Below are 13,470 nucleotides of genomic sequence, written 5' to 3'. Positions count from 1 at the left end.
GCCCTACGTCCTCGTGGTGGCCGGTTCGTCGACGGGTGAGCCCTGGGCGGGCACGGAGGGTGCCGGGCGGCCGACGCCGAACTCGTACTCGGACAGTTGCCGCCACACCCCGTCCGCGCCCTGCTCGTACAGGGCGAAGGAGCCGACGGTCCACGACGCCTCGAAGTCGGCCAGCTCCTCGTACGCCCGGTCCATCGCGTCCTCGGCGATGCCGTGCGCCACGGTGACGTGCGGGTGGTACGGGAACTGGAGTTCCCGCTCCAGCGGGCCCGAGGTGTCACGGACCCGCTTCTGGAGCCAGGAGCAGGCCGCCGCGCCCTCCACGACCTGGACGAAGACGACCGGCGACAGCGGGCGGAAGGTCCCCGTACCGCACAGCCGCATGGGGAACGCCCGGCAGGCCGCGGCGACCTCGGCGAGGTGCGCCCGGATCGCGGGCAGCCGCGCCGCCTCGACCTCGGTCGGCGGGAGCAGCGTGACGTGCGTGGGGATGCCGTGCGCGGCGGGATCACCGAAGCCCGCGCGCCGCTCCTGGAGCAGGCTGCCGTACGGCTCCGGGACCGCGATCGAAACGCCGAGCGTTACGGTCCCCACGTCGTTCTCCTCAGTTCAGTCGTCCAGTCATCGGCTTCAGCCGCCAGTGTGGCGGCTGGACCCGTCGTGTGGCCAGAGTCGTTGGATCCGGCACCGGAGCAGCGCCGGTGGTGTGCCGGTGCTGTGCGGACACGCACCGGCGCCCGCGCCGGTTTCCGTGCTTGGCTTCAGTGCTTGGCGGGCAGGAAACCCACCTTCTGGTACGTCTGCGCGAGCGTCTCGCCGGCGACCGCGCGGGCCTTCTCCGCACCCTTGGCCAGGATGGAGTCCAGCGTCTCGGGGTCGTCCAGGTATTCCTGGGTGCGGGTCTTGAACGGGGTCACGAAGTCGACCATGACCTCGGCGAGGTCGGTCTTCAGCGCGCCGTACAGCTTGCCCTCGTAGCTCCGCTCCAGGTCGGGGACGGAGGTGCCGGTGAGGGTGGACATGATCGTCAGCAGGTTGCTGACGCCCGGCTTGTTCTCGGGGTCGAAGCGGATCACGGTGTCGGTGTCGGTCACCGCGCTCTTCACCTTCTTCGCGGTCGCCTTCGGCTCGTCGAGCAGGTTGATCAGGCCCTTCGGGGTGGAGGCCGACTTGCTCATCTTGACCGAGGGGTCCTGAAGGTCGTAGATCTTCGCGGTCTCCTTCAGGATGTACGGCGCCGGGACCGTGAACGTCTCACCGAAGCGGGCGTTGAACCGCTCCGCGAGGTCGCGGGTGAGCTCGATGTGCTGGCGCTGGTCCTCGCCGACCGGGACCTCGTTGGCCTGGTACAGCAGGATGTCGGCGACCTGGAGGACCGGGTACGTGAACAGGCCGACCGTGGCGCGGTCGAGGCCCTGCTTGGCGGACTTGTCCTTGAACTGGGTCATGCGGGAGGCCTCGCCGAAGCCGGTGAGGCAGTTCATGACCCAGGCGAGCTGGGCGTGCTCGGGGACGTGGCTCTGGACGAAGAGCGTGCACCGCTCCGGGTCGAGGCCGGCGGCGAGGAGCTGGGCGGCGGCGAGCCGGGTGTTGGCGCGCAGCTCGGCCGGGTCCTGCGGGACGGTGATCGCGTGCAGGTCGACGACCATGTAGAAGGCGTCGTGGGTCTCCTGCAGCGCGACCCACTGACGGACCGCGCCGAGGTAGTTGCCGAGGTGGAACGAGCCGGCGGTGGGCTGGATTCCGGAGAGCACACGAGGACGATCAGAGGCCATGTTCCTCATTCTCTCAGGTGCCACCGACAGCTCGGGAACGGATGCGGGCGACCGCGGCGGTCACCGTGAACGAGGCGTCATGAATGAGACGAGGAACACAGCGCGCTCGGCGCCCCGGCGGTGTCGCGGCCGGGGCGCCGACGGGGCGCGTTACGCCGGGATGCCGGGGGCCGGGTGCTCGGCCATCAGGGCGGCGACCTCGGCGCGGATCGTGGCGAGGGCGTCCTCGTCGCCGGTGCGGGCGGCGGCGACGCCCCGGTCGATCCAGTCGGCGACGGCCGCCATGTGCTGCGTACCGAGACCCCGGGAGGTGAGCGACGGGGTGCCGATGCGGATGCCGGAGGGGTCGAAGGGCTTGCGCGGGTCGTAGGGGACGGTGTTGTAGTTCACGACGATCCCGGCCCGGTCCAGGGCCTTCGCGGCGACCTTGCCCGGCACGTCCTTGGGGGTGAGGTCCATCAGGATCAGGTGGTTGTCCGTGCCGCCGGAGACCAGGTCGAAGCCGCGGGCGAGGAGCGCCTCCGCGAGGGCCCTGGCGTTGGCGACGACCTGGTGGGCGTAGTCCCGGAAGGAGGGCTGGGCCGCCTCGTGGAGGGCGACGGCGATGGCGGCGGTGGTCTGGTTGTGGGGGCCGCCCTGGAGCCCGGGGAAGACCGCCTTGTCGATGGCCTTGGCGTGCTCCTCGCGGCACATGAGCATCGCGCCGCGCGGTCCGCGCAGGGTCTTGTGGGTGGTCGTGGAGATCACGTCCGCGTGCGGCACCGGCGAGGGGTGCGCGCCACCGGCGATCAGGCCGGCGATGTGGGCGACGTCGGCGACCAGGACGGCACCCGCCTCACGGGCGATCTCCGCGAAGGCCGCGAAGTCGATGGTCCGCGGCAGGGCGGTGCCGCCGCAGAAGATGACCTTGGGGCGCTCCTTGAGGGCGAGGTCGCGCACCTCGTCGAAGTCGATGAGCCCGGTGTCCTGGCGTACGCCGTACTGCACGCCCCGGAACCACTTGCCGGTCGCGGAGACGCCCCACCCGTGGGTGAGGTGACCGCCCATGGGGAGGGCCATGCCCATCACGGTGTCACCGGGCTCGGCGAAGGCGAGGTAGACGGCGAGGTTGGCCGGGGAGCCGGAGTAGGGCTGGACGTTGGCGTGGTCGACGCCGAAGAGGGCCTTGGCCCGGCCGATGGCGAGCAGCTCGACCTGGTCGATGTTCTGCTGGCCCTCGTAGTAGCGCCGGCCGGCGTAGCCCTCGCTGTACTTGTTCTGGAGGACGGTGCCCGAGGCCTCCAGGACGGCGTGCGAGACGTAGTTCTCGCTCGGGATCAGCCGCAGGGTCTCGGCCTGGAGCCGCTCCTCCGCGCCGACGAGCGCGGCCAGTTCGGGATCGGAGGCGGACAGGGCCGGGTGGTGGGCGGGAAGGGGAAGGCTGGTCATGGCGTCCTCCAGGGGGCCGGCAGCACGGACGAGGTCTCCGGGTGCCCAGGCGGGCGGCACCCTCGTGTGGTCTGCCGCGCACGGCTCCCCCGGGGTCGCTTCCCCGTACGCCAGTCGCCGCGCGTATCCCTTAGCCTAGCCGCCACCCGGGGCGCGAGGTTTCTTCGTCCGCATGTCGAGCGACGATAGAAAGAGGCGCCACTCCCGCCCCACGCCGCAGGACGAACGGAGATCCCGTGTCGAGCACACAAGACGCGATCGCTTCCGCCGAGGCGCACAGCGCGCACAACTACCACCCGTTGCCCGTCGTCGTGTCGTCGGCGGAGGGTGCCTGGATGACCGACGTCGAGGGGCGGCGCTATCTCGACATGCTCGCCGGCTACTCGGCGCTCAACTTCGGCCACGGCAACCGGCGGCTGATCGAGGCGGCGAAGGCGCAGTTGGAGCGGGTGACGCTGACGTCGCGGGCGTTCCACCACGACAGGTTCGCCGAGTTCTGCACGCGGCTCGCCGAGTTCTGCGGCATGGAGATGGTGCTGCCGATGAACACCGGGGCGGAGGCGGTGGAGACCGCCGTGAAGACCGCCCGCAAGTGGGGTTACCGCGTCAAGGGCGTGCCGGACGGCATGGCGAAGATCATCGTGGCGGCGAACAACTTCCACGGCCGCACGACCACCATCATCAGCTTCTCCACCGACCCCGAGGCGCGGGCGGACCACGGCCCGTACACGCCGGGGTTCGAGATCGTGCCGTACGGGGACCTGACGGCGATGGACGAGGCCATGACGGACAACACCGTGGCCGTGCTGCTGGAGCCGATCCAGGGCGAGGCCGGGGTGCTGGTGCCGCCGCCCGGGTATCTGCCGGCGGTCCGGGAGCTGACCCGGCGCCGGGACGTGCTGTTCATCGCGGACGAGATCCAGTCGGGCCTGGGGCGCACGGGCCGGACGTTCGCGTGCGAACACGAGGGCGTGGTCCCGGACATGTACCTGCTGGGCAAGGCGCTGGGCGGCGGAGTCGTACCGGTGTCGGCGGTCGTGTCGAGCGCGGCGGTGCTCGGGGTCCACCGGCCGGGCGAGCACGGGTCGACGTTCGGCGGGAACCCGCTGGCGTGCGCGGTGGCGCTGGAGGTGCTGGCCATGCTGCGCACCGGCGAGTACCAGCAGCGCGCGGCCGAGCTGGGCGACCACCTCCACCACGAGCTGGGGCTCATGGTGGGCGGCGGCGCCGTGGAGGCGGTGCGCGGCCGTGGCCTGTGGGCCGGCGTGGACATCGTGCCGAGCCTGGGCACGGGGCGGGAGATCTCCGAGAAGCTGATGGACCGCGGGGTCCTCGTGAAGGACACCCACGGCTCGACCATCCGCATCGCCCCGCCCCTGGTGATCAGCAAGGAGGACCTGGACTGGGGCCTGGAGCAACTGCGCCAGGTGCTGCGCTGACGGTTCAGGGCAACGCGCGGCACAGGGCGTCCAGGGCGCCCGCCCAGGCGCTGTCGGTCGGGGTGGCGTAGCCCACCACCAGGGCATCGCGGCCGGGCGGGACGTCCGGGTGGCGGAAGCGGTCCAGGCCCTGGACGGCCAGGCCCTGCCAGGCGGCGGACTGGACGACGGACCGCTCCATGCCGGGCGGGAGTTCGAGTACGGCGTGGAGGCCGGCCGCGATGCCGGTGACGCGGATGTCGGGCGCCCGCTCGGCGAGCGCGGCCACGAGCTGGTCGCGCCGCCGGCGGTAGCGCAGCCGCATGCCCCGCACGTGCCGGTCGTACGCGCCCGAGCGGATGAACTCCGCCAGCGTGAGCTGGTCCAGCGCGCTCGACACCCATTCGGAGTGGCCCTTCGCCGCCAGTACGTCCCCCACCAGGGCCTCCGGCAGCACCATCCACCCCAGCCGCAGCCCGGGCGTCAGCGACTTGCTCGCCGTACCGAGGTAGACCACGCGCTCGGGGTCCAGGCCCTGGAGGGCGCCGACCGGCTGGCGGTCGTAGCGGAACTCGCCGTCGTAGTCGTCCTCCAGGATCAGCGCGCCCGTCCGCCGCGCCCAGTCCACGACCTCGGCGCGCCGGTCCGGCGGCAGCGCGCCCCCGAGCGGGAACTGGTGCGCGGGCGTCATCAGCACCGCGCCCTGGCGGCCCAACGCGCCGACGCGCGTGCCGTGTTCGTCGAACGGCAGCGCGGGCGTGCGCAGACCGGCCTCGGTGAGCAGGTTCCAGTGGATGTCGAGCCCGTACGACTCGACGGCGACGTCCCGCACCTGGCGCCCGCGCAGCACCTGGGCCATCAGGCGCAGCCCGTGGACGAAGCCGGAGCAGACGACGATGCGGTCGGGGTGGGCGTACACGCCCCGGGCCCGTGCCAGGTAGTCGGCGAGGACGGTACGCAGCTCGATGCGGCCGTGCGGTTCGCCGTACCCCAACGCCTCGTGCGGGGCGGACGTCAGAGCGCGGCGGGCCGCCTTGAGCCACTCGCCGCGCGGGAACGATCCGAGGTCGGGCGTGCCGGGGTGCAGGGTGTGCGCGGCGGGGCGGCGGACCGGCGGGCGCCGGACCGGCACGGGGCCGGCCTGGGCACCCCCGCGTGACGCGCCGCGCGACCCGCCGCGTACCCCCGTGCCCGGGCCGGGGCGCGGGGCGGCACGCCGGGCCACGCGCGTGCCGGAGCCCTGCCGGGCGGTGAGCCAGCCCTCGGCGACGAGTTCGGCGTACGCGTCGGCGACCGTGTTGCGGGCGATGCCCAGGTCGGCGGCGAGCGACCGGGAGGACGGCAACCGCGTCCCGGGGGCGAGCCGCCCGGTCCGGACGGCCTCCCGCAGCGCGTCCATCAGGCCGGACCGCAGCCCCGGGCCGCGTAGCTCCACATGCAGGTCGGCCCCGAAAGTGGCCCAGGAATCCGTCATGGAAGTGGACCATACCCCTGCGCCACAATCCCCGTAGGGTCATAGCCATGACGACGACAGAGACGACTGAGACGACGACCGCCGAGTACGCCACCGAGCACACCCCCCGCCTCGCCTGGGCCCAGCAGGCACCCGACGTCTACAAAGCCATGGTCCGGCTGGACGCGGCCGCCCGGCAGGGCGTCGACCCGGTCCTGCTGGAGCTGGTGAAGATTCGTGCCTCGCAGCTCAACCACTGCGCCTACTGCCTGGACATGCACACCAAGGACGCCTTGGCGGCCGGTGAGTCGGTCGAGCGGATCGTCCAGCTCAGCGCCTGGGAGGAGTCGCGGCACTTCTACACCGAGAAGGAGCTGGCGGCGATCGAACTCACCGAGGCGATCACCGTCCTGACGGACGGTTTCGTGCCGGACGAGGTGTACGAGAAGGCCGCCAAGCAGTTCGACGAGACCGAACTGGCCCAGCTCATCGCCGCGATCACCGTCATCAACGCCTGGAACCGGTTCGCCGTCTCCACCCGCATGGTGCCGGGCCACTACACCCCGGGCCAGTTCAAGGGCACGGCCAAGTGACGGACGCCGTCGCCGCTTTCCGCGCCCTGCACCACGGCCGGGCCCCCGAGGAGCCCCTGGTCCTGCCCGGCCCGTGGGACGCGGCCAGCGCCCGGGCCTTCGAGGAGGCCGGGTTCCCGGCACTCGCCACGCCGTCCGCGGGGGTGGCGGCGTCGCTCGGGTACGAGGACGGGGCGACGCCCGCCGACGAGATGTTCGCGGCCGTCGCCCGGATCACCCGCGCGGTGTCCGTCCCCGTGTCGGCGGACGTGGAGGGCGGCTACGGGCTGGCGCCCAAGGAACTGGTCGCCCGCGTCCTGGACGCCGGCGCGGTGGGCGTGAACCTGGAGGACTCCCGCGCCGGAACGCTCAGGGACCCGCGCGCACACGCCGACTGGCTGGCGGAGGTACGGGCGGAGGCGGGCGGCCACCTGTTCGTCAACGCCCGCGTGGACACCTTCATCCGGGGCCTGACCGACCCGGAGGACGCCATCGCCCGGGCGCGGCTGTACGTGGCGGCGGGCGCCGACTGCGTCTACCCCATCGGCGTGCCGCCCGAGCACATTCCGGCGCTCCGGGCGCGGATCGACGGGCCCATCAACGTGGCCCCGTCCCCCGGCGGCCCGCCGGTCGCCGAGCTGGGCCGGCTGGGTGCCTCGCGGATCACGTTCGGCCCGGGGCTGCTGCACCGCGCGATGGACGCGGTGCGGGACATCGCCGCTCAGGTGCGGCGCAGCTCGTAGACGGTGTTGTCGCCGTCCTCGGCGGCCTTGGTGAAGCCGGCGCGGGTGACGACGCCGTGCGAGGGGGTGTTGCCGTGGTCGACGGTGGCGCGCAGCACGGTCACCCCCGGCCGGGCGAGGGCCCAGTCGGTGAGGGCGCGCACGGCCTCGGTGGCGTAGCCGTGGCCGCGGGCGCCCTCCACCAGGTCGTAGCCGATCTCCGCGCGGCCGTCGGCGTCCGGGGCGGCGTGGAAGCCGATGGCGCCCACCGCGCGGCGGTCGGAGGCGCGGACGATGGCGTACGTGCCCCAGCCGGGGCGGTACGTCCCCGCCTCGCCGGCCTCGGTCACCATGCCGGCGGCGAACCGGGTGCCCTCCGGCGGCCCGCCGTCGGCCCACGCGAAGCCACCGGTGCCGCCGCCGTGCAGGTCGGCCGCGACGTGCGGGGAGACCTCGCACAGCACCAGGCGTCCGGCGGCCACCGGGTCGGCGTACCAGCGCCAGACGGCCGGGCGCGGCCGGTCGTCCAGCTCGGCCCGGCCCGTCGCCCAGAGCAGGGTCCGCCAGGGGTCGTCCGTGCGCGGGACGTGCGGGAAGAGGGCGTCCAGGACGCGGGCGGGCAGGTGACCGGGCGGCCGCCAGCCGGGGACGCCGAGGGCGCCGAGGATGTCGTACGTGTGGAGCAGCGCCTCGACGACGCCCATCGCCGCGAAGCCGCCCGGCCCGGCCATGCCGTACGGGTGCCAGGCCCGTACGTCGTCGGGCGTGGTGCGCACGGCGGCGGACAGCAGCCCGCCGGTCGCCTCGATGACGCGGACCAGCCCGGCGGGCGTGGCCCCGGGCCCGGCGCTGATCTCGAAGGGGGCGTAGGAGTCGGTGGCCCGGCCGGTCAACTGGGTGGCGTAGCCGATGAAGTCGTCGGCGACGTGGACCGCCGTGTCGTAGCAGCTCCACTCCAGCCCGGCCGCCGCGCCGGTCCAGTCCCGGTCCGCCACCTCACGCAGAGCGCGGGCGGCGACGGCGACCGCTTCGTCGACGTCCTGTGCCGCCGTGATCGTCATGGCCGCGACCCTACGGCCGTACGCCCGGCGGAGCCACCGGTTTTCGCGGATAACCGCTGGGCCGCGCTGTGGCGTGTGATCCATCCTGGGATCCGTACGCACGTGCCCTTCGAAGGGATTGATCCGTGACCACCGAACGCATCGACCCGCCGCTGGTCGGCGACGAACGCGGGATGCTGCGCGCCTTCCTGGACTACCACCGCGCCACCCTCGCCATGAAGTGCGACGGCCTGTCCGACGAGGAGCTGCGCCGCCGCTCGATGCCGCCGTCGACGCTCTCCCTGCTGGGCCTGGTCCGCCACATGGCCGAGGTGGAACGCGCCTGGTTCCGCCGGACCATCAACGGCGAGGACGTTCCGCTCGTCTGGTCGCCCGAGGGCGACTACCAGGTGGCGTACGACGCGACGGCGTCCACCCGCTCGGAGGCGTTCGCCGCCTGGCAGGAGGAGGTCGAACACGCCCGCCGCATCGAGGAGTCGGCCCCGTCGCTCGACGTCACCGGCCACAACGCCCGCTGGAACGTCGACGTGTCCCTGCGCCACGTCATGCTGCACCTGATCCACGAGTACGCCCGCCACAACGGCCACGCGGACTTCCTCCGCGAGGGCGTCGACGGCACGGTCGGGCCGTGATCCCCAAGCGCGTTGACATCGACCGCACTTGAGGTCGGAGGCTGTTCGCCGTAACGAACTCCGTAACGAACTCTCAGCCGCTTGGAGAGACATCATGAGCCCTCAGGTCACCGGCGTCGCCGTCCCGCAGGCAGACGTGGACGCCATCGTCGCGTTCGTCGCCGGCGTGCAGCACGCGCAGCAGAACGCCCTGCCCGACGCGTTCATGAGCGGGTTCCGCCAGGACGCGTTCTGGACCACCGCCCACGGGAAGCGGCTGACCGGGTACGAGGAGATCAGCGCCTTCACGCACAAGGTCCTGCCCGGCACGATCGACCACGACGTGACCGCCACCTACGAGGTCGAGCACATCCTGTTCGTGCGCCCCGACGTCGCCGCGGTCAAGGTGCGCCAGCGGCCGGTCACCCGCGACGGGAAGCGGCTGGACGAGGTGTTCCAGGGGCAGGCGGACCCGGAGTCGCTGGTGGCCGCCAACCCTGACGCGGTGCCCGGCACCCCGCTGTACGTCCTGGCCAAGGACGACGGCGTATGGCGGGTCGCCGCCGCGCAGAACACCAAGGTCATCGACCCGGAGACGCTCGCCGCGGGCTGACCAGGCGGAACCGCGCGGGGCGATTCGCCCGATTATCCTGGTTATGTGGACGATCGCGGTGAGCAGAGGCCACGCGACGACGGAGTGCGTCCGGAGATCCTCGCCTCCTGGCAGCGCTCGAAGTCGCTGGGGATCGACACCGAGGGCGGCGCCGCCCTGCCGGTCGAGAGCGACCTCGATCCGGACTCCCGGCTCATCAGAGCCGCCGCACCCGTGCTGGAGCACCTGTGCGAGCGGTTCTCGGGGCTGCCCGTCACGGTGACGCTGGCCGACGCCAAGGCGAACATCGTGGACCGGCGGGGCGACCCCGACGGGCTGGAGCTCATGGACGCCGCCTCGCTGGTGCCGGGCGCCAATGTCGACGAGCGGTTCATGGGCACCAGCAGCGTCAGCATGGTGCTGAGCACCCGGTCACCCTTCGTGGTCGTCGGCCAGGAGCACTTCCTCCACAACCTCAAGGAACTGACCTGCATGGCCGCCCCGGTGCGCGACCCCGTGGGCGGCACCGTGCAGGGCGCGGTCAACCTCTCCATACCCCGGGAAATGGCCCGGCCGGGCATGGCGCTCGCCCTCCAGGACGCCACCGACCGCATCGCGGAACGCCTGCTGGAACTGAGCACGGCCCGCGAGCGCAACCTGATGAGCTCCTTCCTCCGCGCCAGGGAGCGCGGCGAGCACGCCGAGCTGCGCCTCGGCTCCGGCGAACTCACCCCCCTCGGCGCGGCGGCGCCCCGGCTGGCCCCGGAGGAGCGGCTGGCGCTGCTGGAGAACGCCATCGAGCTGATCTCCTCCAGCGACGAGACGTTCGCCGAGGTGTCGCTGGGCGGCGGCCGTGTGGCGACGCTGCGCCGCCGGGAACTGCACCACGGCGACGCGGAGGGCGCGGCCGTGGAGGTCACCTTCCGGGACGCGGGTGATACCGGCACCGGCGCCCGCGCCGCCGGCCTCGCCGGTACGGGGGCCACCGCGACCGCGCCGGACGGCCGTGACGTACCGCTGCTGCGGCAACCGCCGGACGTGCCCCGCGAATCGGCCGAGGAGGCGGACGGGGCCGACGCGTGGCTGCTGCTGGTGGGCGAGCCGGGCGTCGGCCGCCTGGCCGCCGAGGCGCGCGGGCGGCTGGCGCTGCTGAACGAGGCGGGCGCCCGCCTCGGCACCACCCTGGACGCACGGCGCACCGCCGAGGAGCTGGCCGAGATCGCCGTACCGCGCTTCGCCGACGTCGTCGTGGTCGACCTGGTCGAGAGCGCCCTGGCGGGCGAGGAGTCCCCGGCCGGGGACGAGGTCACCGGCGCGGCGCTGCGCCGGGCGGCGGTCTGGGCCGGCGAGGACTCCCGTGACGCGCGGATCGGCCGCCTCGGCGAGCGGGTCGCCTACCCGCCCGGCACCCCGCAGGCCCGGTGCCTGGCCGGCGGCCGGCCGGTCGCGGACGCGGTGCTGACGGCCGCCCTGACCGGGCCCCCGGCCGGCGACGAGCACCCCATCGACCTGCTCGGCGAGGGCGTGCACTCCTACCTGGGCGCCCCGCTGCGCGCGGGGGGCGCCGTGCTGGGCCTGGCGGGGTTCTACCGGCGCGGCAGGACCAGGCCGTACGAGGAGGACGACCTGACCCTGGCGGGCGAGCTGGCGGCGAGGGCCGCGATCAGCGTGGACAATGCCCGCCGCTACAGCCGGGAGCACCAGGCATCCCTCACCCTCCAGCGGAGCCTGCTGCCGCGCGAGACGCCCCGGCTGACGGCCGTCGACGTCGCCTCCCGCTACCTGCCCGCGGACGCCCGGGCGGGTGTGGGCGGCGACTGGTTCGACGCCATCCCGCTGTCGGGGATGCGCGTGGCCCTGGTGGTCGGGGACGTGGCCGGTCAGGGCCTCCAGGCGGCGGCCACCATGGGCCGGCTGCGGACGGCGGTGCACACCCTGGCCGCCATGGACCTGCCGCCCGAGGAGGTGCTGAGCCACCTGGACGACCTGGTCAGCCGTACGTCCGGCCCGGCCCACGAGGAGGACCCCGCCACGGCGGCGACCTGCCTGTACGCCGTGTACGACCCGGTGTCCTGCCACTGCACGGCCGCCAGGGCCGGTCACCCGCCGCCCGCGCTGCTGCCACCGGACGGCCCGCCCCGGCTGCTCGACCTGCCGGCCGGTCCGCCCCTGGGGCTCGGCGGGCTCCAGCCGTACGAACCGGCCACCGCCGATCTGCCCGAGGGCAGCCTGCTGGCGCTGTACACCGACGGCCTGCTCAAGGAGAGCCGCGGCTTCGGCGACACCGACACCGACGCCCGCACCAAGCAGCTCCTGACCGCGCTCACCGGACCGGAACCGTCACTCGAGCGCATCTGCGACCGGGTCACGGCCACCCTCCTGCCCGACGGCCCCCGCGACGACGTGGCCCTGCTCCTGGCCCGCGTCCACGCGCTGCCCACCGACCGGGTCGCCTCCTGGGAGCTGCCCTCGGACCCCTCGGTGGTGGCCGAGGCGCGGTCCCTGACGCACCACCAACTCGCCGAATGGGGCCTGACGGACCTGGACTTCAGCACCGGCCTGGTGGTCAGCGAGCTGGTCACCAACGCCGTGCGCTACGGCGGCCAGGGCCCGGTGTGCCTCCGCCTGCTCCGCGACGGCTCCCTGATCTGCGAGGTCTCCGACCGCAGCAACACCTCCCCCCGCATCCGCCGCGCGGCCACCACCGAAGAGGGCGGCCGCGGCCTCTTCCTGGTGGCCCAGTTCACCAAGAGCTGGGGCGCCCGCTTCATGCCCCAAGGCAAAACGGTCTGGGCCGAACAGGTCCCGCCCACCGACCAGCGCCACGCCCCGGAACCGGACGAGCAGTCCCTCCTGGCCATGTTCGACGACCTCTAGCCCCTACGGCAGCCACGCCCGCCAGGTCGGCTCGTTGGCCTTGACCCACTTTTCGGCGGCCTCCTCGGGCGAGAGCTTCTGTTCGGCGATCATCAGGGACACGTCGTTCTGGGCCTCCGTCGTCCAGCGGAAGTTCTTCAGGAAGGCGGCCGCCTTGCCGCCCTTCTTGGCGAAGTCGGCGTTGAGGAACTTCTGGAGCGGGGTGTGCGGGTAGGCGCAGGCGACCTTCTTCGGGTCGGCGTCGCAGCCCTTCTTGTGGGCGGGGAGCTTCACCTCCGTCATGGGGACCTTCTCGAAGAGCCACTGGGGCTTGTACCAGTACGTCAGGAAGGGCTTCTTCTCCTTGGCGAACTGCTTGATCTGGGTGATCTGCGCCGCCTCGGAGCCCGCGAAGACGACCTTGTAGTCCAGGCCCAGGTTCTTCACCAGCGCCTTGTCGTTCGTGATGTACGACGGGGAGCCGTCGAGCAGTTGGCCCTTGCCGCCGCTCTCGGCCGTGCGGAGCTGGTCGGCGTACTTGTTGAGGTTCTTCCAGTCGGTGACGTCCGGGTGCGCCTTGGCGAAGTACGTGGGGACGAACCAGCCGATGTGGCCGGTCACGCCCAGGTCCCCGCCGCGCGCGATGGTCTTCTTGTCGTTGACGTACCGCTGCTCCTGCTCCGGGTGGCCCCAGTCCTCCAGGAGGGCGTCCACCCGGCCCTGGCTGAGGGCGTCCCAGGCGGGGATCTCGTCGACCTGGACGGTGTCGACGCGGTAGCCCAGCTCGTGTTCGAGCAGGTACTTCGCCACGGCCACGTTGGCCTGCGCGCCCACCCAGGACTGGACGGACAGGGTGACCGTCTTGGTGCCCTGGGCGGCGGCGTACGGGGACGCCTGCTTGGTCATGTCGGCCGCGCCGCAGCCGGCCAGGGGCAGCAGGGTCACGGCGGCGATCAGGGGGGCCATGATGCGCTTACGCATG

12 protein-coding genes and 1 riboswitch are annotated in these 13,470 nt (G+C 73.0%); of the genes, 6 read left to right on the top strand and 6 right to left on the bottom strand.

Annotation, left to right across the window (positions count from 1 at the left end):
* Positions 1-3 precede the first annotated feature (3 nt).
* From AB0J57_RS25210 to glyA, 3 genes are all read right to left on the bottom strand, one after another.
* A complete protein-coding gene (locus AB0J57_RS25210) occupies positions 4-594 on the bottom strand; it encodes a 2'-5' RNA ligase family protein (RefSeq protein WP_366130544.1) in 591 nt (196 codons plus the stop codon).
* Positions 595-761: 167 nt separating this feature from the next.
* Positions 762-1,775 carry a tryptophan--tRNA ligase gene (trpS, locus tag AB0J57_RS25205; protein WP_366130543.1) on the bottom strand — a complete coding sequence of 338 codons (1,014 nt, stop codon included), beginning with the start codon at positions 1,773-1,775 and terminating at the stop codon, positions 762-764.
* A 150-nt stretch (positions 1,776-1,925) separates the two neighbouring features.
* Positions 1,926-3,203 carry a serine hydroxymethyltransferase gene (gene glyA / locus AB0J57_RS25200; RefSeq protein ID WP_366130542.1) on the bottom strand — a complete coding sequence of 426 codons (1,278 nt, stop codon included), beginning with the start codon at positions 3,201-3,203 and terminating at the stop codon, positions 1,926-1,928.
* 36 nt (positions 3,204-3,239) lie between these two features.
* Positions 3,240-3,331, bottom strand: a riboswitch (ZMP/ZTP riboswitch).
* Positions 3,332-3,439: 108 nt separating this feature from the next.
* Between glyA and rocD the strand changes: the two genes are divergently transcribed.
* Positions 3,440-4,642 carry an ornithine--oxo-acid transaminase gene (gene rocD, locus AB0J57_RS25195; protein ID WP_366130541.1) on the top strand — a complete coding sequence of 401 codons (1,203 nt, stop codon included), beginning with the start codon at positions 3,440-3,442 and terminating at the stop codon, positions 4,640-4,642.
* Between the two features lie 4 nt (positions 4,643-4,646).
* Here rocD and AB0J57_RS25190 read toward each other — a convergent pair whose 3' ends face one another.
* Entirely contained in the window at positions 4,647-6,095 is a 1,449-nt protein-coding gene (locus AB0J57_RS25190) for a PLP-dependent aminotransferase family protein (protein ID WP_366130540.1), read from the bottom strand.
* Between the two features lie 47 nt (positions 6,096-6,142).
* Between AB0J57_RS25190 and AB0J57_RS25185 the strand changes: the two genes are divergently transcribed.
* The gene (locus tag AB0J57_RS25185) at positions 6,143-6,667 is read left to right on the top strand and encodes a carboxymuconolactone decarboxylase family protein (protein WP_366130539.1); all 525 of its coding nucleotides are present in this window, start codon (positions 6,143-6,145) and stop codon (positions 6,665-6,667) included.
* Positions 6,664-7,389, top strand: coding sequence for an isocitrate lyase/phosphoenolpyruvate mutase family protein (locus AB0J57_RS25180; protein WP_366130538.1), 726 nt, complete (start codon positions 6,664-6,666; stop codon positions 7,387-7,389). The genes AB0J57_RS25185 and AB0J57_RS25180 overlap by 4 nt, the downstream gene beginning before the upstream one ends.
* On the opposite strand, the gene AB0J57_RS25175 is transcribed toward AB0J57_RS25180, so the two are convergent.
* Positions 7,368-8,429, bottom strand: coding sequence for a GNAT family N-acetyltransferase (locus tag AB0J57_RS25175; protein ID WP_366130537.1), 1,062 nt, complete (start codon positions 8,427-8,429; stop codon positions 7,368-7,370). The genes AB0J57_RS25180 and AB0J57_RS25175 overlap by 22 nt on opposite strands.
* A 125-nt stretch (positions 8,430-8,554) precedes the next feature.
* Between AB0J57_RS25175 and AB0J57_RS25170 the strand changes: the two genes are divergently transcribed.
* The 3 genes from AB0J57_RS25170 to AB0J57_RS25160 all read left to right on the top strand — a co-directional run bounded on the left by AB0J57_RS25170 (position 8,555) and on the right by AB0J57_RS25160 (position 12,509).
* Positions 8,555-9,061 (top strand): DinB family protein, encoded by a 507-nt coding sequence (locus AB0J57_RS25170; protein ID WP_366130536.1) that lies wholly within the window; start codon positions 8,555-8,557, stop codon positions 9,059-9,061.
* Positions 9,062-9,155: 94 nt separating this feature from the next.
* Complete coding sequence (locus tag AB0J57_RS25165; RefSeq protein ID WP_366130535.1) at positions 9,156-9,653, top strand: SgcJ/EcaC family oxidoreductase; 498 nt, start codon at positions 9,156-9,158, stop codon at positions 9,651-9,653.
* Between the two features lie 45 nt (positions 9,654-9,698).
* On the top strand, positions 9,699-12,509 hold the full coding sequence (locus AB0J57_RS25160; protein ID WP_366130534.1) for a SpoIIE family protein phosphatase: 2,811 nt from the start codon (positions 9,699-9,701) through the stop codon (positions 12,507-12,509).
* Positions 12,510-12,512: 3 nt separating this feature from the next.
* Here the strand turns inward: AB0J57_RS25160 and AB0J57_RS25155 are convergent, their stop codons facing one another.
* Entirely contained in the window at positions 12,513-13,469 is a 957-nt protein-coding gene (locus AB0J57_RS25155; protein WP_366130533.1) for an ABC transporter substrate-binding protein, read from the bottom strand.
* Between the last annotated feature and the right edge of the window lies 1 nt (position 13,470).

Source organism: Streptomyces sp. NPDC049837 (assembly GCF_040674455.1).
Classification (GTDB): Bacteria; Actinomycetota; Actinomycetes; order Streptomycetales; family Streptomycetaceae; genus Streptomyces.
The sequence above is the reverse complement of the archived record's forward strand: the minus strand, read 5'-3'. Positions and strand labels throughout refer to the sequence as shown.

What these genes read in the sequence shown, in the direction of transcription:
- trpS (WP_366130543.1), bottom strand. Translation starts at nt 1,775, where the DNA reads ATGGCCTCTGATCGTCCTCGTGTGCTCTCCGGAATCCAGCCCACCGCC.
- AB0J57_RS25155 (WP_366130533.1), bottom strand. Translation starts at nt 13,469, where the DNA reads ATGCGTAAGCGCATCATGGCCCCCCTGATCGCCGCCGTGACCCTGCTG.
- AB0J57_RS25165 (WP_366130535.1), top strand. Translation starts at nt 9,156, where the DNA reads ATGAGCCCTCAGGTCACCGGCGTCGCCGTCCCGCAGGCAGACGTGGAC.
- glyA (WP_366130542.1), bottom strand. Translation starts at nt 3,203, where the DNA reads ATGACCAGCCTTCCCCTTCCCGCCCACCACCCGGCCCTGTCCGCCTCC.
- AB0J57_RS25175 (WP_366130537.1), bottom strand. Translation starts at nt 8,429, where the DNA reads ATGACGATCACGGCGGCACAGGACGTCGACGAAGCGGTCGCCGTCGCC.
- AB0J57_RS25185 (WP_366130539.1), top strand. Translation starts at nt 6,143, where the DNA reads ATGACGACGACAGAGACGACTGAGACGACGACCGCCGAGTACGCCACC.
- AB0J57_RS25190 (WP_366130540.1), bottom strand. Translation starts at nt 6,095, where the DNA reads ATGACGGATTCCTGGGCCACTTTCGGGGCCGACCTGCATGTGGAGCTA.